The organism is Pseudomonas sp. ABa2 (genome assembly GCF_056676075.1).
Window position 1 is genome coordinate 1,992,269 of sequence record NZ_CM155239.1, and the last position, 18,318, is coordinate 2,010,586.

16 protein-coding genes are annotated in these 18,318 nt (G+C 67.5%); 5 read left to right on the forward strand and 11 right to left on the reverse strand.

Annotation, left to right across the window (positions count from 1 at the left end; translation table 11 throughout):
• Nucleotides 1–34 precede the first annotated feature (34 nt).
• The 11 genes from AC1G9C_RS09835 to ccoN (AC1G9C_RS09885) form a co-directional block, all read right to left on the reverse strand.
• Nucleotides 35–2,443: a heavy metal translocating P-type ATPase gene (locus AC1G9C_RS09835; RefSeq protein WP_480410056.1), complete on the reverse strand. Its 2,409-nt coding sequence runs from the start codon at nucleotides 2,441–2,443 to the stop codon at nucleotides 35–37.
• An 8-nt stretch (nucleotides 2,444–2,451) separates the two neighbouring features.
• Nucleotides 2,452–2,970, reverse strand: a complete 519-nt coding sequence (locus AC1G9C_RS09840; RefSeq protein ID WP_021442862.1) for a FixH family protein — start codon at nucleotides 2,968–2,970, stop codon at nucleotides 2,452–2,454.
• A gap of 13 nt (nucleotides 2,971–2,983) precedes the next feature.
• On the reverse strand, nucleotides 2,984–4,396 hold the full coding sequence (gene ccoG, locus AC1G9C_RS09845) for a cytochrome c oxidase accessory protein CcoG (RefSeq protein WP_480410057.1): 1,413 nt from the start codon (nucleotides 4,394–4,396) through the stop codon (nucleotides 2,984–2,986).
• 161 nt (nucleotides 4,397–4,557) lie between these two features.
• Nucleotides 4,558–5,553 carry a cytochrome-c oxidase, cbb3-type subunit III gene (gene ccoP / locus AC1G9C_RS09850; RefSeq protein WP_021442860.1) on the reverse strand — a complete coding sequence of 332 codons (996 nt, stop codon included), beginning with the start codon at nucleotides 5,551–5,553 and terminating at the stop codon, nucleotides 4,558–4,560.
• Nucleotides 5,550–5,732 (reverse strand): CcoQ/FixQ family Cbb3-type cytochrome c oxidase assembly chaperone, encoded by a 183-nt coding sequence (locus tag AC1G9C_RS09855; protein WP_021442859.1) that lies wholly within the window; start codon nucleotides 5,730–5,732, stop codon nucleotides 5,550–5,552. The genes ccoP (AC1G9C_RS09850) and AC1G9C_RS09855 overlap by 4 nt, the downstream gene beginning before the upstream one ends.
• A 6-nt stretch (nucleotides 5,733–5,738) precedes the next feature.
• The gene (gene ccoO, locus AC1G9C_RS09860; protein WP_021442858.1) at nucleotides 5,739–6,347 is read right to left on the reverse strand and encodes a cytochrome-c oxidase, cbb3-type subunit II; all 609 of its coding nucleotides are present in this window, start codon (nucleotides 6,345–6,347) and stop codon (nucleotides 5,739–5,741) included.
• Nucleotides 6,347–7,789 carry a cytochrome-c oxidase, cbb3-type subunit I gene (gene ccoN, locus AC1G9C_RS09865; protein ID WP_031302835.1) on the reverse strand — a complete coding sequence of 481 codons (1,443 nt, stop codon included), beginning with the start codon at nucleotides 7,787–7,789 and terminating at the stop codon, nucleotides 6,347–6,349. The genes ccoO (AC1G9C_RS09860) and ccoN (AC1G9C_RS09865) overlap by 1 nt, the downstream gene beginning before the upstream one ends.
• A 344-nt stretch (nucleotides 7,790–8,133) precedes the next feature.
• The gene (gene ccoP, locus AC1G9C_RS09870; protein WP_480410058.1) at nucleotides 8,134–9,060 is read right to left on the reverse strand and encodes a cytochrome-c oxidase, cbb3-type subunit III; all 927 of its coding nucleotides are present in this window, start codon (nucleotides 9,058–9,060) and stop codon (nucleotides 8,134–8,136) included.
• Nucleotides 9,057–9,236, reverse strand: a complete 180-nt coding sequence (locus AC1G9C_RS09875; protein WP_021442855.1) for a cbb3-type cytochrome oxidase subunit 3 — start codon at nucleotides 9,234–9,236, stop codon at nucleotides 9,057–9,059. Before AC1G9C_RS09875 ends, ccoP (AC1G9C_RS09870) begins: the two co-directional genes overlap by 4 nt.
• A gap of 5 nt (nucleotides 9,237–9,241) precedes the next feature.
• Nucleotides 9,242–9,850: a cytochrome-c oxidase, cbb3-type subunit II gene (gene ccoO / locus AC1G9C_RS09880; RefSeq protein WP_397497298.1), complete on the reverse strand. Its 609-nt coding sequence runs from the start codon at nucleotides 9,848–9,850 to the stop codon at nucleotides 9,242–9,244.
• Complete coding sequence (ccoN, locus tag AC1G9C_RS09885; RefSeq protein ID WP_397497297.1) at nucleotides 9,850–11,289, reverse strand: cytochrome-c oxidase, cbb3-type subunit I; 1,440 nt, start codon at nucleotides 11,287–11,289, stop codon at nucleotides 9,850–9,852. The genes ccoO (AC1G9C_RS09880) and ccoN (AC1G9C_RS09885) overlap by 1 nt, the downstream gene beginning before the upstream one ends.
• A gap of 101 nt (nucleotides 11,290–11,390) precedes the next feature.
• Here ccoN (AC1G9C_RS09885) and AC1G9C_RS09890 point away from each other — a divergent pair, with 101 nt between their 5' ends.
• The 5 genes from AC1G9C_RS09890 to pqqF all read left to right on the forward strand — a co-directional run bounded on the left by AC1G9C_RS09890 (nucleotide 11,391) and on the right by pqqF (nucleotide 18,201).
• Nucleotides 11,391–12,080, forward strand: coding sequence for an alpha/beta family hydrolase (locus AC1G9C_RS09890; protein WP_480410059.1), 690 nt, complete (start codon nucleotides 11,391–11,393; stop codon nucleotides 12,078–12,080).
• A 443-nt stretch (nucleotides 12,081–12,523) separates the two neighbouring features.
• Nucleotides 12,524–13,933: a circularly permuted type 2 ATP-grasp protein gene (locus AC1G9C_RS09895; protein WP_021442851.1), complete on the forward strand. Its 1,410-nt coding sequence runs from the start codon at nucleotides 12,524–12,526 to the stop codon at nucleotides 13,931–13,933.
• Nucleotides 13,934–13,935: 2 nt separating this feature from the next.
• On the forward strand, nucleotides 13,936–14,886 hold the full coding sequence (locus tag AC1G9C_RS09900) for an alpha-E domain-containing protein (RefSeq protein WP_480410060.1): 951 nt from the start codon (nucleotides 13,936–13,938) through the stop codon (nucleotides 14,884–14,886).
• On the forward strand, nucleotides 14,883–15,680 hold the full coding sequence (locus AC1G9C_RS09905; RefSeq protein WP_021442849.1) for a transglutaminase family protein: 798 nt from the start codon (nucleotides 14,883–14,885) through the stop codon (nucleotides 15,678–15,680). The genes AC1G9C_RS09900 and AC1G9C_RS09905 overlap by 4 nt, the downstream gene beginning before the upstream one ends.
• A 118-nt stretch (nucleotides 15,681–15,798) precedes the next feature.
• Nucleotides 15,799–18,201, forward strand: a complete 2,403-nt coding sequence (pqqF, locus tag AC1G9C_RS09910) for a pyrroloquinoline quinone biosynthesis protein PqqF (protein WP_480410061.1) — start codon at nucleotides 15,799–15,801, stop codon at nucleotides 18,199–18,201.
• Nucleotides 18,202–18,318 lie beyond the last annotated feature (117 nt).

The following is an 18,318-nucleotide window of genomic DNA, read 5'->3' on the forward strand; positions in this document are numbered from 1 at the left end:
TCGCGAACCGCTTCTTCGCGAGCAGCGCTCGCGCCTAGGTGTTCGGGGTGCGGCTCAGGCGCAGCGCATTGAGCACCACCAGCAGCGAGCTGAGCGACATGCCCACCGCGGCCCAGATCGGGGTGATCCAGCCGAGGGCGGCGAAGGGCAGCACCAGGCCATTGTACAGGGTGGCCCAGGTCAGGTTCTCGACGATGATGCGCCGCGTGCGCTTGGCCAGGGTCAGGCCCTGCACCAGGCTGCCCAGGTGGTTGGACAGCAGCACCGCGTCGGCGCTGGTCTTGGCCAGGTCGGAGGCCGAGCCCATGGCCACGCTGATGTCGGCGGCGGCCAGCACCGGCACGTCGTTGACCCCGTCGCCGAGCATCAGCACGCGGCGGCCGGCGCCGTGCAGCTGCTTGAGCACCGCCAGCTTGGCATCCGGGGTCAGGCCGCCGCGGGCATCCTCGATGCCCAGCTGGCGGGCGACTTCGCCAACCATCGGCGAGCTGTCGCCGGACAGCAGATGGATCTGCCAGCCACGGGCGCGAGCGGCGGCGATCAGCTCGGGCGCATCCTCGCGCAGGCGGTCGTCGAGCACGAACCAGGCCAGCGGCCCTCGTTCATCGCCCAGCAGCAGCCATTGGCCGTGCTCGCCGGCAATCGACGGCACGGCCTGGCCGCTCAGGGCGCAGACGAAGCTAGCCTCGCCGATGCGCAGCAGACGGCCGTCGACGCGGCCCTGCAGGCCCTGGCCGGGATGGCTGTCGACCGACTCGGCGGCGCGCGGCGCCTGGCCGAAGGCGCGGGCGATGGGGTGCTCGGAGCGGTTCTCCAGGGCCGCGGCCAGCGCCAGGCAGGTGTCCTGGTCCAGCTCGCGCAGCGGCTGGATGGCCCTGAGCGTCAGACGGCCCTCGGTCAGGGTGCCGGTCTTGTCCAGCACCAGGGTGTCGATCTGATTGAGCCCTTCGAGCACATGGCCGCGGGTCAGCAGCATGCCCAGTTTGTGCAGGCTGCCGGTGGCGGTGGTCAAGGCGGTGGGGGTGGCCAGTGCCAGCGCGCAGGGGCAGGTGGCCACCAGCAGCGAGAGCACCACCCAGAAGGCGCGCTCGGCATCGATCTGCCACCAGGCCAGGCCGACCAGCGCCGCGGCGATCAGGATAAACAGCAGGAACCACTGCGCCACCCGGTCGGCGATCTCCGCCAGGCGCGGCTTCTCGCTCTGCGCCCGCTCCAGCAGGCGGACGATTGCCGACAGACGGGTGGCGTCGCCCAGGGCTTGCACCTCGACGGTCAGCGGCCCTTCGACGTTGAGCGTGCCGGCGGTGACGCTGTCGCCGACGTTGCGCGGCTGTGGCAGGTATTCGCCGGTGAGCAGCGACTCGTCGACGCTGGACTGGCCGGCCAGCACGCGGCCGTCGGCGGGAATCAGCGCGCCGGGCTGGACCAGCACGCGTTCACCGGTCTGCAGTTCGCTGAGCAGCACGCGCTGGCTCTGGCCGCCTTGGTCCAGACGCAGGCAGGAGGCCGGCAGCAGCTTGACCAGTTGCGCGGTGGCCGCCGCCGTGCGTTCGCGGGCGCGCCGCTCCAGATAACGGCCGGCCAGCAGGAACAGGGCGAACATGCCCACCGCATCGAAGTACAGCTCGCCCTGGCCGGTGACGGTGGACCAGATGCCGGCGACGTAGGCGCCGCCGATGGCCAGCGACACCGAGACGTCCATGGTCAGGTGGCGGGTGCGCAGGTCGCGCAGGGCGCCGCGGAAGAACTGGCCGCAGCAATAGAAGACGATGGGGGTGGTGAGGAACAGGCTGGTCCAGCGCAGGATCTTGTCCAGCTCTGGCGACAGGTCGATGTTGAATTCCGGCCAGGTGGCCATGGTCGCCATCATCACCTGCATCCACAGCAGCCCGGCCACGCCCAGCTCGCGCATGCTGCGGCGGTTCTCCGCGGCCAGGCGCGCGGCGGCCTGGTCGGCCTGCCAGGGGTGGCCGGCATAGCCGATGCGGCGCAGCTCGGCGAGCAGCTGGCTGAGCGGCAGCTGGCTGTCGCTCCAGCGCACCTGCAGGCGGTGGTTGGACAGGTTCAGGTGCGCCTCGGCGACCCCGGGCACGCCGCGCAGGTGTTTCTCGATCAGCCAGCCGCAGGCGGCGCAGCTGATGCCTTCGATCAGCAGCTGGGTCTCGCTCAGCTCGCCATCCTGCTGAACGAAGGGCTGCTGCACCTCGCTGCGGTCGTACAGCGCCAGCTCGTCCGGCAGGGCCTGGGGCAGCGCCTGCGGGTTGGCGGCGTTCTCGCTGCGGTGCTTGTAGTAGTGCTCCAGGCCGCCGGCGACTATGGCCTCGGCCACCGCCTGGCAGCCGGGGCAGCACATTTCACGGCTTTGGCCGAGCACCTCGGCACGATAACGGCTGCCGGCGGGAACCGGCAGGCCGCAGTGGTAGCAGGGAGTAGGGGCGGGCATCGGCAGGGTCAGTAGGAAGGGTTGTCACCGATCATGATGGTCTGGCCATCGGCGATGTTCTCTTCCTCGAACAGGCGCCAGCTCTGGCTGCCTTCCTGGCCGAGCAGTTCGACGAAGCGGCGGCCACTGACCTGGTCGACCATCTGTCCACGGTACTGGCCATCGGCGCCGGGTTGCAGGATGACGCGGCGATCGCGCTCCGGCTGGGTCGGCGAGATCAGGTTGAGGACGATCTGCTGCGGCCGGCTGTTGCCTTGCAGGCTCAGGGTCGCGGTGCCGGTGCTGTCGTCGAGCACCAGCTCGCCGTGCAGCTGCAGGCGCTCGGCCAGCTTCTCGCGCTCCAGCGACTGGTTGATGCCCTTGCCGACGTCGTAGTAGTCGTCGGAGATCAGCCCCGGCGGATTCTTGGTGGCGATGGTGAGCAGGGTCAGACCCTGCACCACCGAATAGCCCAGCAAGAACAGGATGAACCAGGGCCAGAACTGCTTGTACCAGGGTTTGACGGGCGAAGGGGTTTGCTCGGACATGCTCTTTCCGTTGTCAGCGGACGCTCGGGCCGATAAAGCGGCTGTCGGCGTCGTTCTCGATACTGGGGTCGTCCAGCGCGCGCACGCGGAAGACGATTTCGTTGGCGCTGGAGGGCAGTTTCTCCGGGGCGATGGACAGCTCTACCGGGAAGGCATACACCTCGCCGGCCAGCGCCCGCACCTCGCGCTTGCCCTCGTAGACCAGGCCGTCGAGGCCTTCGGCCTCGACCAGGTAGGTCATGTCGCGCTGCGCCTTGTTCATGATCTTCAGGGTGTAGACGTTCTCGATGTGGCCGCGCTCGTTCTCGCGGAACAGCACGCGGTCCTTGATCACGTCCAGCTCCACCAGCGGGCGGGTGGCCACGGCCCAGGCGAACAGGCCGATCATCGCCAGCAGCGCGACGGCGTAGCCTATCAGGCGCGGGCGCAGCAGGTGGGTCTTGTGCCCGGAAAGATTGTGTTCGGTTGTGTAGCTGATCAGCCCCTTGGGGTAGTTCATCTTCTCCATGATGCTGTCGCAGGCGTCGATGCAGGCGGCGCAGCCGATGCACTCGATCTGCAGGCCGTCGCGGATGTCGATGCCGGTGGGGCAGACCTGCACGCACATCTTGCAGTCGATGCAGTCGCCCAGGCCCTGGGCCTTGTAGTCGGCGTCCTTCTTGCGCGGGCCGCGGCTCTCGCCGCGGCGCGGGTCGTAGGAAACGATCAGGGTGTCCTGGTCGAACATCACGCTCTGGAAGCGTGCGTAGGGGCACATGTAGATGCACACCTGCTCGCGCAGCCAGCCGGCGTTGCCGTAGGTGGCCAGGGTAAAGAAGCCGACCCAGAACACCGCCCAGCCGTTGGCCTGGAAGGTCAGCAGTTCGGGGATCAGTTCGCGGATCGGCGCGAAGTAGCCGACGAAGGTCAGCGCGGTGACCAGCGAGACGCCGAGCCAGATGCCGTGCTTGGCGGCCTTGCGCGCCAGCTTGGCGCCGCTCATGGGTTGTTTGTCCAGCTTCATGCGCTGGTTGCGGTCGCCCTCGGTGACCTTCTCCGCCCACATGAACACCCAGGTCCACACGCTCTGCGGGCAGGTGTAGCCGCACCAGACGCGGCCGGCGAACACGGTGATGAAGAACAAGCCGAAGGCGCAGATGATCAGCAGCCAGGACAGCAGCATGAAATCCTGCGGCCAGTAGCTGGCGCCGAAGATGTGGAATTTGCGTTCCGGCAGGTTCCACCAGACGGCCTGGCGACCATCCCAGTTCAGCCACACGGTACCGAAGAACAGCAGGAAGAGGAGGGCGCCACCAGCGAGTCGAAGGTTGCGAAACAGACCGGTGAATGCGCGGGTGTAGATCTTCTCGCGACTGGCGTAGAGGTCGACGCTGGCATTCTTGGCAGAAGGAGGGGTGACGTCCTGGACGGGGATCTGTTCGCTCATCAATGCATACCAAAGCGGTTGGTTGGCAGCCCGGGCCGATACGTGCCGGTCAGGGTCAATTCACGGTAGCTACATGGTACGCCCGAAAGACAACGCCCGGGTGCGACCAGCGGTCGCGTCCCGGGCGTTCATTGACCCTTGTCAACAGAGTCGTTCTGCGATTACTGCTCTTCGGCCTTGTGCGACAGGCTGTACACGTAAGCGGCCAGCAGGTGCACCTTGTCGTTGCCGAGGAATTCTTCCTGGGCCGGCATGTTGCCGTGACGACCGTAGCGGATGCTCTGCTGCAGTTGCGCGTAGCTGCTACCGTAGATGAAGGCTGCCGGGTTGGTCAGGTTGGGCGCGCCCATGGCCGGGGTGCCCTTGCCGTCGGCGCCGTGGCAGGCGAAGCAGGTACCGGCGAAGACCTTCTGGCCCGCTGCGATATCGGCTTCCACGCCTTCCGGCAGTTCACGACCAGCCAGTTCGGTCAACACGTAGGCGGCGACGTTGCGCACGCCGTCTTCGCCGATGGCCGGGCCCTGGGCCGGCATGGCGCCCTGGCGGCCAGCGAGGATGGTGGTCTTGATGGTTTCCGGCTCGCCGCCCCAGCGCCATTCGCTGTCAGTCAGGTTGGGGAAGCCGTAGCTGCCCTTGGCGTCGGAGCCGTGGCAGACCGAGCAGTTGGAGGCGAACAGGCGACCGCCCATTTTCAGGGCTTGTTCGTCCTTGGCCACTTCCTCGATCGGCATGGCGGCGTATTTGGCGAACAGCGGGCCGTATTGCTCGTCGGCACGCGCCATTTCCTTTTCCCACTGGTGCACGCCGGTCCAGCCAGTGTGACGCATGGAGCCGTCGGCGATCTGTACGCCAGCGGCGAAGGGGGTCTGCTTGTCGCTGTCGACGTAGTCGTAGCCCGGCAGCACGCCTTTCCAGTTGCCCAGGCCCGGATACAGGGCCAGGTAGCCCAGGGCGAAGACGATGGTGGCGACGAACAGCATGAACCACCACTTGGGCAGCGGGTTGTCATACTCCTCGATGCCGTCGAAGGCATGGCCTACGGTTTCCTCGGTGGTCTCCTGGCGCTGGCCCTTGCGGGTGCCGAAGATCAGCCAGGTCAGGGCGAAGATGGTGCCCAGAGACAGAATGGTTACGTACCAACTCCAGAACGTGGTCATTGGTTATTGCTCCTGGAAGAGTCTTGGTCGCGCTTGGACTCGGGCTCGTCGGCGAAGGGCAGGTTGGCAGCCTCGTCGAAGCTGGACTTGCGCTTGCTGCTGTAGGCCCAGAGCACCACGCCGATGAAGGCGATGAACACCACCGCCGTGCCGATGCCGCGAATCATCCCGATGTCCATAGCGTTTTACCGTTTGTTCTTGATGGAAGTGCCGAGAACCTGCAGGTACGCGACCAGCGCGTCCATTTCGGTCTTGCCTTTCACCGCATCCTTGGCGCCGGCGATGTCCTCGTCGCTGTAGGGGATGCCGAAGCCACGCATGACTTCCATCTTCTTCGCGGTGTCGCGGCCGTCGAGCTTGTTCTCCACCAGCCAGGGGTAGGCGGGCATCTTCGACTCGGGCACGACGTTGCGCGGGTTGTACAGGTGGGCGCGGTGCCACTCGTCTGAGTAGCGGCCGCCGACGCGGGCCAGGTCCGGGCCGGTACGCTTGGAGCCCCACAGGAAGGGGTGATCCCAAACGCTTTCGCCAGCGACGGAGTAGTGGCCGTAGCGCTCGGTCTCGGCGCGGAACGGACGGATCATCTGCGAGTGGCAGCCGACGCAGCCTTCCTTGATGTAGATATCGCGACCTTCCAGCTGCAGCGCGGTGTAGGGCTTGAGGCCCTCCACCGGCTCGTTGGTGACGTCCTGGAAGAACAGCGGGACGATCTGGGTCAGGCCGCCGATGCTGACGGCGATCACCATCAGCAGCGCCATCAGGCCGATATTCTTCTCGATGATTTCGTGTTTCATCAGTGAGCGCTCCCCGCGGTGAACTGCGCAGCCGCTTCGTATTCAGCCGGCTTGGCGGCACGCACGGTGCGGTAGGTGTTGTAGGCCATCAACAGCATGCCGGTGACGAAGAAGGCGCCGCCGATCATGCGCACGATGTAGCCGGGGTGGCTGGCTTCCAGCGCTTCGACGAAGGAGTAGGTGAGGGTGCCGTCCTCGTTCACCGCGCGCCACATCAGGCCCTGGGTGATGCCGTTGACCCACATCGAGGCGATGTACAGCACGGTGCCGATGGTGGCGAGCCAGAAGTGGGCGTTGATCAGGCCGACGCTGTGCATCTGCTCGCGGCCGAACACCTTGGGAATCAGGTGATAGAGCGAGCCGATGGAGATCATCGCGACCCAGCCGAGCGCGCCGGCGTGGACGTGGCCGATGGTCCAGTCGGTGTAGTGCGACAGGGCGTTGACGGTCTTGATCGCCATCATCGGGCCTTCGAAGGTCGACATGCCGTAGAACGCCAGGGACACGACCAGGAAGCGCAGGATCGGGTCGGTGCGCAGCTTATGCCAGGCGCCGGACAGGCTCATCATGCCGTTGATCATGCCGCCCCAGCTCGGTGCCAGCAGAATCACCGACATGGCCATGCCCAGGGACTGGGCCCAGTCCGGCAGCGCGGTGTAGTGCAGGTGGTGCGGACCGGCCCAGATGTACAGGGTGATCAGCGCCCAGAAGTGCACGATGGACAGGCGGTAGGAGTAGATCGGACGCTCGGCCTGCTTGGGTACGAAGTAGTACATCATGCCGAGGAAGCCGGTGGTCAGGAAGAAGCCCACGGCGTTGTGGCCGTACCACCACTGGATCATCGCGTCGGTGGCGCCGGCGTACATGGAGTACGACTTGAACAGGCTGACCGGCATTTCCATGCTGTTGACGATGTGCAGCATGGCGGTGACCAGGATGAAGGCGCCGAAGAACCAGTTGCCCACATAGATGTGCTTGGTCCGACGCTTGACGATGGTACCGAAGAACACCACCAGGTAGGTCACCCAGACCACGCCCAGGAGGATGTCGATCGGCCACTCCAGCTCGGCGTATTCCTTGGAGCTGGTGTAGCCCATGGGCAGGGTGATCACGGCGAGCACGATCACCGCTTGCCAACCCCAGAAGGTGAAGGCAGCCAGACCGTCGGAGATCAGGCGCGCCTGGCAGGTGCGCTGAACCACGTAGTACGAGGTGGCGAACAGTGCGCATCCGCCGAAGGCGAAGATCACCGCGTTGGTGTGCAGCGGGCGCAGACGGCCGAAGCTGGTCCACGGCAGGTTCAGGTTGAGTTCCGGCCACACGAGTTGTGCGGCGATGAACACACCTAGACCCATCCCAATGACCCCCCAGATCACCGTCATAATGGCGAACTGGCGGACCACCTTATAGTTATAAGCAGTCTGACTGATTGCTGTGCTCATGCTAGGGGTTCCACGGTTAATGGAGTTTTATGGGGCAAAAATCGGCGGCAAGTATGGAGAAAGCAGGTAGCCATTGCAACGCAACATACCGACGCGATTAGGGTTTCAGAGCCTTTCGCGTGCCTTGGCCGGGGCCTTGGTAGTGGCGTTGGCAGACTTTTGCGCAACCAGTTTGCGCGGCGCTAAGAAGGGATCGCCTTGGAGTTGTGGCAGATGGCGACTGAAAGGCAGCTTAGCCCAGTTCAAGGGAATTGCCGGGCTATTGGTCGGCGGGTGCGACACTGGGTCGCAGACATATAAAGGAAGGGCCGACGACCCGCTTGCGGTCGCCGGCAGGCTGAGGGTTACTCGGCGTCGCCCTGGCTCAGCTTGAGCACGTAGGCCGCCAGCAGGTGGGCCTTGTCGTTGCCGAGGAAGTCTTCCTGGGCGGGCATGTTGCCGCTGCGGCCGTAGCGGATGGTCTGCTGCAGCTGGGCGAAGCTGCTGCCGTAGATAAAGGCGCCGGGCTGACGCAGGTTGGGCGCGCCCATCAGCGCCATGCCGCTGCCGTCCTGGCCATGGCACGCCGAGCAGGTGCTGGCGAAGATCTGCTGGCCGGCGGTGAGGTCGGCCTGCGCATCGTCCGGCAGCTCGCGGCCGCCCAGTTCGCTGAGGACGTAGGCGGCGACGTTGCGCACGCCGTCCTCGCCGATGGCCGGACCTTGCGCCGGCATCATGCCGATGCGGCCCTTGAGGATGCTGGTCTTGATCGTCTCCGCCGCGCCGCCCCAGCGCCAGCTGCCGTCGGCCAGGTTGGGGAAGCCGTAGCTGCCCTTGGCGTCGGAGCCGTGGCAGACCGAGCAGTTGGAGGCGAACAGGCGGCCGCCCATCTTCAGCGCCTGCTCGTCCTTGGCTACTTCCTCGATGGGCATGGCGGCGAACTTGGCGAAGATCGGCCCGTACTCCTCGTCGGCGCGGTCCATCTCGCGCTGCCACTGGGCGACCTGGGTCCAGCCGCCTTCGTAGCCCGGCAGCCAGCCCCTGAAGTTGCCCAGGCCGGGGTAGAGCAGCAGGTAGGCGATGGAGAACAGCAGGGTGCCGAGGAACAGCATGAACCACCACTTGGGCAGCGGGTTGTCGTATTCCTCGATGCCGTCGAAGGCATGGCCCATGGTCTGCTCGGTGGGGTTCTTGTGCACCTCGCTCTTGCGGGTGGCGAAGATCAGCCAGAACAGGGCGACCAGGGTGCCGATGGTCAGCAGGGTGATGTACCAGCTCCAGAAGGGGGTCATGCGTCAGTCCTCGAAACGGCGGGCTTGGCTTCGTCGGCGAAGGGCAGGTTGGCCGCAGCGGCGAAAGCGTCGCGGCGTTTGCCGCTGTAGGCCCAGAGGGTCACGGCGGTGAAGGCGATCAGTACCAGGGCGGTGCCCAGACCGCGCAGGGTGCCGACATCGATCAGCTCGAACATGGCGCTCACCTCTTGTTCTTCACGGCGGTGCCGAGCACCTGGAGATAGGCGACCAGGGCGTCCATCTCGCTCTTGCCCTTCACTGCCTCGCCAGCGCCGGCGATATCCGCGTCGCTGTAGGGCACGCCGAGGGTGCGCAGGGCGCTCATCTTCCTGGCGGTGTCCTGGCCGTCGAGCTTGTTCTCCACCAGCCAGGGGTAGGACGGCATCTTCGACTCGGGCACGACGTTGCGCGGGTTGTACAGGTGAGCGCGGTGCCACTCGTCCGAGTAGCGGCCGCCGACCCGTGCCAGGTCCGGGCCGGTACGCTTGGAGCCCCACAGGAACGGGTGGTCCCAGACGCTTTCGCCAGCGACCGAGTAGTGGCCGTAGCGCTCGGTCTCGGCGCGGAACGGACGGATCATCTGCGAGTGGCAGCCGACGCAGCCTTCCTTGATGTAGATGTCGCGACCTTCCAGCTGCAGCGCGGTGTAGGGCTTGAGGCCCTCCACCGGCTCGTTGGTGACGTCCTGGAAGAACAGCGGGACGATCTGCGTCAGGCCGCCGATGCTCACCGCGAGTATCATCACCAGCGCCATCAGGCCGATGTTCTTCTCGAGAATCTCGTGTTTCATCAGTGCGCTCCTTCAACCGAGAACTGCGCGGCGGCTTGCACCTCGGCCGGTTTCGCCGCGCGCACGGTCAGCCAGGTGTTCCAGGCCATCAGCAGCATGCCGACGAAGAAGATGGCGCCGCCGATCACCCGCACCACGAAGCCGGGGTGGCTGGCTTCCAGCGCCTCGACGAAGGAGTAGGTGAGGGTGCCGTCCTCGTTCACCGCGCGCCACATCAGGCCCTGGGTGATGCCGTTGACCCACATCGAGGCGATGTACAGCACGGTGCCGATGGTGGCCAGCCAGAAATGGGCGTTGATCAGGCCGACGCTGTGCATCTGCTCGCGGCCGAACACCTTGGGAATCAGGTGATAGAGCGAGCCGATCGACACCATGGCGACCCAGCCGAGCGCGCCGGCGTGGACGTGGCCGATGGTCCAGTCGGTGTAGTGCGACAGGGCGTTGACGGTCTTGATCGCCATCATCGGGCCCTCGAAGGTGCTCATGCCGTAGAACGCCAGCGACACCACCAGAAAGCGCAGGATCGGGTCGGTGCGCAGCTTATGCCAGGCCCCGGAGAGGGTCATCATGCCGTTGATCATGCCGCCCCAGCTGGGCGCCAGGAGGATCAGCGACATCACCATGCCGAGGCTCTGTGCCCAGTCCGGCAGGGCGGTGTAGTGCAGGTGGTGCGGGCCGGCCCAGATGTACACCGCGATCAGCGCCCAGAAGTGGACGATGGACAGGCGGTAGGAGTAGACCGGGCGTTCGGCCTGCTTGGGCACGAAGTAGTACATCATCCCGAGGAAGCCGGCGGTGAGGAAGAAGCCCACGGCGTTGTGGCCGTACCACCACTGGATCATCGCGTCGGTGGCGCCGGCGTACAGCGAGTAGGACTTGGTCAGGGTCACCGGGATCTCCAGGTTGTTGACCACGTGCAGGATCGCCACGGTGAGGATGAAGCCGCCGAAGAACCAGTTGCCCACGTAGATGTGGCTGACCTTGCGCTTGACGATGGTGCCGAAGAAGACGATGGCGTAGGCGACCCAGACCACCGTGATGAGGAGGTCGATCGGCCATTCCAGTTCGGCGTATTCCTTGGAGCTGGTCCAGCCCAGCGGCAGGCTGATGGCGGCCAGGACGATCACCAGTTGCCAGCCCCAGAAGGTGAAGGCGGCCAGCTTGGGCGCGAACAGCGCGGCCTGGCTGGTGCGCTGTACCGCGTAGTAGCTGGTGGCGAACAGCGCGCAGCCGCCGAAGGCGAAGATCACCGCGTTGGTGTGCAGCGGCCGCAGGCGGCCGAAGCTGGTCCACGGCAGGTTGAAGTTGAGGTCGGGCCAGGCCAGCTGGGCGGCGATGAAAACGCCGAGTCCCATGCCGACGATGCCCCAAACCACCGTCATAATGGCGAACTGGCGAACCACCCTGTAGTTGTAGGCGGAACGGGTTGTTGTGTTCATGTCTGGGTTTCCATCCACGGTTATGGCAGAGCGGCCGATAACCCTGGCGTGCGCAGGCATGGGCAAGCCACGACCGCCACGGATATCGACGCGAGGCAAGCATGAGCAAAGGGCCATCCGGGTTTATTGACGCCGATCAATGCGCGCAGGGGCTGCCCTGGCTGTGGGACAGGCCGGCGGGCGAGGCGCGCGCGACGCTGATCCTCGCCCACGGCGCCGGGGCACCGATGGACAGCGAGTTCATGCAGCAGATGGCCAGAGGCCTTGTCGCGCGCGGCATTGCAGTAGTGCGCTTCGAGTTCGCCTACATGGCCGCACGGCGTGTGGACGGCAAGCAACGTCCGCCCAATCCACAGGCGCAACTGCTGCAGCAATGGCGCGATGTGCATGCCCGGGTGCGCCAACAGGTCGCAGGGCCGCTGGCCATCGGCGGCAAGTCGATGGGCGGACGCATGGCCAGTCTGCTGGCCGACGAACTGGGCGCCAACGCCCTGGTCTGTCTGGGCTATCCCTTCTACGCCGCCGGCAAGCCGGAAAAACCGCGGGTCGCGCACCTGGCCGAGCTGCGCACCAAGACGCTGATCGTGCAGGGCGAGCGCGACGCCCTGGGCAATCGTGAGGCGGTGGCCGGCTATGCCCTGGCGCCGGCGATCCGCCTGCACTGGCTGACGGCAGCCGACCACGACCTCAAGCCGCTGAAAAGCTCGGGCTGCAGTCATGAGCAGCACCTGGCCGACGCGGCGCAGGCGGTGGCGGACTTTCTTGCCGGGGCGTCGCAGCCGCGGCTTTAGTTGCGAAAGAGGCGGCCTGGTGGAGCGCCGCGCGTACCAGCCATAGCGGCTACCCGGGCAAAAAAAACCGCCCATACGGGCGGTGCAGAACATCGGTCGAAGACTTCGACCAGGAGAGAGGGCGTGCGCTGCTGGCCTTGCGTGGCCTGGCGCAAGTCGCCAGGGCCGAACCGCCGCAGTCAATCGGCTCCGGCTCGGCGGCGACAACTGCCGGCGAGTATGGGCAGTGCGCCGGCTGCGGGGAAATCGCTTCTGCCTATCTGCCTCATAGACAAGGCAGCTGCCACCTAACGGGGCGGCGTGCGACCCGTGGGTCACGGCGTTGCACCTCGTTGGTGCGCGGGGCTCGGGTTTTTTTGTCAAGTCATTGAAATAAAAGGAATTACTTCGCTGGCTCGGGCCTTGCAAAGCTCCCTGCAAGTCCGGGTGACAAGGAGTACGGCATGGCCCGCACCTTTTATGACGAGATGTACGACGCGAGCGGCGCAGTCCGCCCGCACTACCGTGAATTTGCCCGCTGGCTGGCAGAGACGCCGGACGAACTGCTGGCCCAGCGCCGCCGCGAAGCCGACCTGCTGTTCCACCGCGCCGGCATCACCTTCACCCTCTATGGCGACGATCAGGGCACCGAGCGCCTGATCCCCTTCGACATCGTCCCGCGCAGCATTCCGATGAGCGAATGGCGCATGGTCGAGCGCGGCTGCATCCAGCGCGTGCAGGCGCTCAACCTGTTCCTCGCCGACCTCTACCACGACCAGCGCATCATCAAGGCCGGCATCATCCCGGCCGAGCAGGTGCTGGCCAACGAGGGCTATCAGATGGCCATGCAGGGCCTCGACCTGCACCGCGACATCTACGCGCACATCGCCGGGGTCGACCTGGTGCGCGACGGCGACGGCAGCTACTACGTGCTGGAAGACAACCTGCGCACCCCCAGCGGCGTCAGCTACATGCTCGAAGACCGCAAGATGATGATGCGCCTGTTCCCCGAGCTGTTCGCCGCGCAGCGCGTGGCGCCGGTGGACCACTACCCGAACCTGCTGCTCGACACCCTGAAGAGCTCCAGTGCGCTGGACAACCCCACGGTGGTGGTGCTGACCCCGGGGCGCTTCAACAGCGCCTACTTCGAGCACGCCTTCCTCGCCCGCGAGATGGGCGTGGAGTTGGTGGAGGGCGCCGACCTGTTCGTCCGCGACGACAAGGTGTACATGCGCACCACCGCCGGTGCCCGCCAGGTCGACGTGATCTACCGCCGCCTCGACGACGCCTTCCTCGACCCGCTGGCCTTCAACCCCGACTCCATGCTCGGCGTGCCCGGCCTGCTGGCCGCCTACCGCTCGCGCAACGTGGTGCTGGCCAACGCCATCGGCACCGGGGTGGCGGACGACAAGTCGGTCTACCCCTTCGTCGGCGACATGATCCGCTTCTACCTGGACGAGGAGCCCATCCTGAACAACGTGCCGACCTGGCAGTGCCGCAAGCCGGAGGAACTGTCCCACGTGCTGGCCCACCTGCCCGAGCTGGTGGTCAAGGAAACCCAGGGCTCCGGCGGCTACGGCATGCTGGTCGGGCCGGCGGCGAGCAAGGCCGAGATCGAGGCCTTCCGCGCGCGGCTGATGGCCAAGCCCGAGGCCTATATCGCCCAGCCGACGCTGAGCCTGTCGACCTGCCCGACCTTCGTCGAGCGCGGCATCGCCCCGCGCCATATCGACCTGCGCCCCTTCGTCCTGTCCGGGCGCGAAACCCGTCTGGTGCCCGGTGGCCTGACCCGCGTGGCGCTGCGCGAAGGCTCGCTGGTGGTCAACTCGTCGCAGGGCGGCGGTACCAAGGACACCTGGGTGGTGGAGGACTGAACATGCTGTCGAGAACTGCCTCCGATCTGTACTGGATGTCGCGCTACCTGGAGCGCGCCGAGAACCTCGCGCGCATGCTCGACGTCAGCTACTCGCTGTCGCTGATGCCGCAGGACGGCCGCGGCGACGGCCTCGATGAACTGGCCATGCCGCTGCTGATCACCGGCACCCTGGACGCCTACCTGGAATGTCACGGCCCGCTGCACGCCGAGCGCATGCTGCACTTCTTCGCCCTCGACGCGAGCAACCCGGCGAGCATCTACTGCTGCCTGCAGGCCGCGCGGGCCAACGCCCACGCGGTGCGCGGGCGGATCACCGCGGACATGTGGGAGAACATCAACGCCACCTGGCTGGAGGTGCGCGGCATCGCCGAGCAGGGCCTGGGCCGCTACGGCATCAGCCGCTTCTGCGAGTGGGTCAAGGAGCGCTCGCACCTGTTCCGCGGCGCCACCTTCGGCACCATCATGCGCGGCGAGGCCTACCGCTTCATCCGCCTGGGCACCTTCATCGAACGCGCCGACAACACCCTGCGGCTGCTCGATGCGCGCTACGAGATGCTCGGCGAGGAGATCGACGAGCTGGAAGAACGCACCGCGCGCAGCTACTACCAGTGGAATGCGCTGCTGCGTGCGCTGTCGTCGTCCGAGGCCTTCGCCGAGATCTACCGCGGCTCGCCGCGCACGCGCAAGGTCGCCGAACTGCTGCTGCTGCGCCCCGAGGTGCCGCGGTCGCTGCGCGCCTGCATGGAGGAACTCAACCTGATGCTCGCCGGCCTGCCCGGCGACAACGGCCGCTTGGCGCAGCGCCTGGCCGCCGAACTGGATGCACGGCTGCGCTACACCGGCATCGACGAGGTGCTCGACGAAGGCCTGCACGCCTGGCTCACCGACTTCATCCTGTTGGTGCGCCAGCTGGGCAACACCATCCACACGTCCTACCTGGAGGTCGCATGAGACTCTCGATCAGCCACGACACCACCTACCGCTACGACGACCAGGTGCGCGCGAGCATCCAGTACCTGCGCCTGACCCCGCACGACAGCGAGCGCCAGCAGGTGCTCAGCTGGCAGCTCGACCTGCCGCGCCCGGTGCGTGCGCAGCTCGACCCCTACGGCAATATCCTCCATGTGCTGACCCTCGACGAGCCGCACGAGGCCATCGTCATCGGCGCCCGCGGCCAGGTCGATATCGACGAGGCGCGTGAGGCCGAACACGAACGCCAGTCGGCGCTGCCCTTCCTGCGTTTCACTCGCCTGACCGAGGCCGACGACGCCCTGCGCGAGTTCGCCAGCCAGCAGAGCAAGGCGCGCAGCGACCGCAACGCGCTGATCGAGCTGATGCACGCGCTCAACGCCCATATCGCCTACCAGCCGGGCATCACCGCGGTCGACACCAGTGCCGCCGAAGCCTTCGCCGGGCGCCGCGGCGTGTGCCAGGACCACACCCACGCCTTCCTCGCCTGTGCGCGCAGCCTGGGCGTGCCGGCGCGCTACGTGTCCGGCTACCTGTACACCGACAACGCCGCGCACCTGGCCAGCCACGCCTGGGCCGAAGCCTGGCTGGACGGCGCCTGGTACAGCTTCGACGTGACCAACTGCCTGGCCAAGCCGGAGCGCCACCTCAAGCTGGCGGTCGGCCTGGATTACCTCGACGCCTGCCCGGTACGCGGCATGCGCCGCGGTGGTGGCGGCGAACAGATGCACGCCCTGGTGCAGGTGGCGCCGCTGCTGCAGGTGCAGCAGCAGTAGCCGCGTTGCGCGCTGGCTCGCCCCTACGACCAAAGTGCCGGTCGGACCGGGCGAAAGCAGTATTGTCGGCGCCTCGCGCCGGGCCGACTCTGGGCGCGGACTGCCCCGAGTAGCTGCGATGCATGGCGTTTCACCTTCTTTCTCCGCCGGCCGCCACCGCCTGCGCCTGAGCAATGGCGCCACGCTGGACGTGGCGCAGCAGCCCTGGGCCGAGCGGGCCGGCATCTGCCTGCGGGTGGCGGCGGGCAGTCACGACGAGCCGGTCGCCTATCCCGGGCTGGCGCATTTTCTCGAGCACCTGCTGTTTCTCGGCAGCCGCGACTACGGCCCCGAACAGGGGCTAATGGCCTACGCCCAGGGCTGCGGCGGCCAGGTCAACGCGTCGACCCAGGCGCGCCATACCGATTTCCTCTGCGAGCTGCCGGCCGAGCGCCTGCAGCCGGCGCTGGCGCGCCTGTTCGACATGCTGTGCCGGCCGCTGCTGGACAGCGCCGCGCAGCTGCGCGAGCGCGAGGTGCTGCAGGCCGAATACCAGGCGCGCAGCACCGACGCCGACAGCCGCATCGAGCACGCCCTGGGCCAGGCGCTGGCGGCAGGGCACCGCTGCGGCGACTTCCTCGCCGGTGATCGCACCAGCCTGGCCGTCGAGCAGGCCGCCTTTCAGCAGGCGCTGCACGGCTATCACCGGCGCCATTACCAGGCCGGCAATATGCGCCTGACGCTGGTCGGGCCGCAGCCGCCGGAAGACTTGCTGGCCATCGGTGAGGCCCTGCTGGGGCAGTTGCCCGCTGCCGACTCGCCGACCATCGGCGAATCCCCGCCGCCCATGCTGCCGCTGCGGGCGCCGCGCCTGGGCTTGCAGCAGCGCGCCGCAGCGCTGCACCTGGGCTTTGCCGTGCAACTGAGCGATCCCGGCCTGGCGTCGGCGCTGGCGCTGCTGCTGGACGTGCTGCAGGACCCGGCGCCTGGCGGGCTGCTCGCCGGCCTGCGCCAGGCGCGGCTGTGCCGGCAGTTGCGGGCGCGAGTGCTGTACTGCCACGCCGGGCAGTGCCTGCTGCGCCTTGACTGCACCGCAGCGGCTCGGGGCGCCGCGCTGATCGCCGAACTGCTGGGCTGGCTGCGCCAGGTGCGGGGCGACCCCGCCTGGCCGGCGCGTCTGGCCGACTGGCGTCAGGCCCAGGCCTTGCGCCAGTTCGGCATGGGGCCGCTGGCATTGGCGCGCAGCCTGCAGGACGCCGAAGCGGAGCTGGACGACGCCCGCCTGCTGCAGACCCTGGGCGCCTTGCTCGCCCAGCTGGCCGGTGGCGCCGGGCTGATCGAGCTGGCGTGCGACAACCAGGCGCGACCGCCGTGGCCGGCCACCGGCCTGGCGCTGCCGCTGGCCGCATTGCCGGCGCGCGAGCTGCCTGCAGCGCAGCTGAGCGTGGGGCTGGCACCGGTCGAGTCGCTGCTGACGCTGCCCGAGGCGGCCTCATCCAGCCTGCCGCTCGCGCGCTTGCGTCACCATCCCGGCGCGGCCGCTGGCGGGCCGGCGGCGCTGCATTGGCGCGGCGAGGTGGCCGGGCAGCATGGGCCTGGCGAGCTGCAGGCCCTGCTGCAGGCACGCATCGCCGATCTGCAACGCGGCTGCGAACGCCTGGGCATCGCCCTGCAGCTTGAGGTGCAGGCGGGCGGCTGGAACCTGGCGCTGCAGGGCGCCGCGGCCCTGTTGCCGGCCTGCAGCGCGCGGCTGTTGCCGCTGTTGCTGGCGCCGCCGACCGAGGCGGCCGAACCGGCCACCGGTGGCCTGCTGCTGCGCCAGTTGCTGCAGCACTTGCCGCAGCTGGGCGTCGGCAACAGTGGTGGCGGTCTGCAGGGGCTGAGCGTGGGCCTGGGGCCGGGCGAGCGGGCACAGCTCGACGCGCTGTTCGCCGCGGTCGAACCCTTGCCCGCCGGGCAACCGCCAGCAGCGCGAAACCACGAGCTGCTGTGGCGCGAGGTGGAGCAGCCGGGCAGCGAGGCGGCGCTGGTGCTGCTGTGCCCATTGCCGGATGCCGATGCCGATGCCGGCCGCGAAGCGGCCTGGCGCCTGCTCGGGCAGCTGCTGCAGGGGGCCTTCTACCGCCGCCTGCGCGGCGAGCTGCAGCTGGGCTATGCGCTGTTTGCCGGCTATCGCCAGGTGCAGGGCGAGCGCGCGCTGCTGTTCGCCTTGCAGTCGCCGGTGTGCGAGGCGGCCGGCATCTTCGAGCATATCCACGCCTTTCTCGATCAGCAGCGCCAGCGCCTCGCCGCGCTGTCGGCGGCGGAGTTCGCCCGCTGCCGCGACGAGTTGGCGCAGGCCCTGCGCCCGCCCAAGAGCAACCTGGCCCGCGCCGAACAGTTGTGGCAGCTGCAGCTGGCCGGGCTGAGCGAGGCGCACCCGCAACGGGTGCGCCAGGCGCTGGCCGAGTTGACGCCGGACGAGCTGCAGGCGGCTTATGCGCAGTTGTTGCATAGCGGCCACTGGCGCGTACTGGCCAGTGGAGCAGGGCCGCACGTCTAAGCGTGCATTTCTTGGCTATGCCCCTGCTAGCCGTTGCTGGGGCTCCAAGGAAGGCTCGGGGGCCTGTGGGCCGGGCGGCGATCCGCTTTAGCCCACGCCAACCACCGGTGGTGGGCT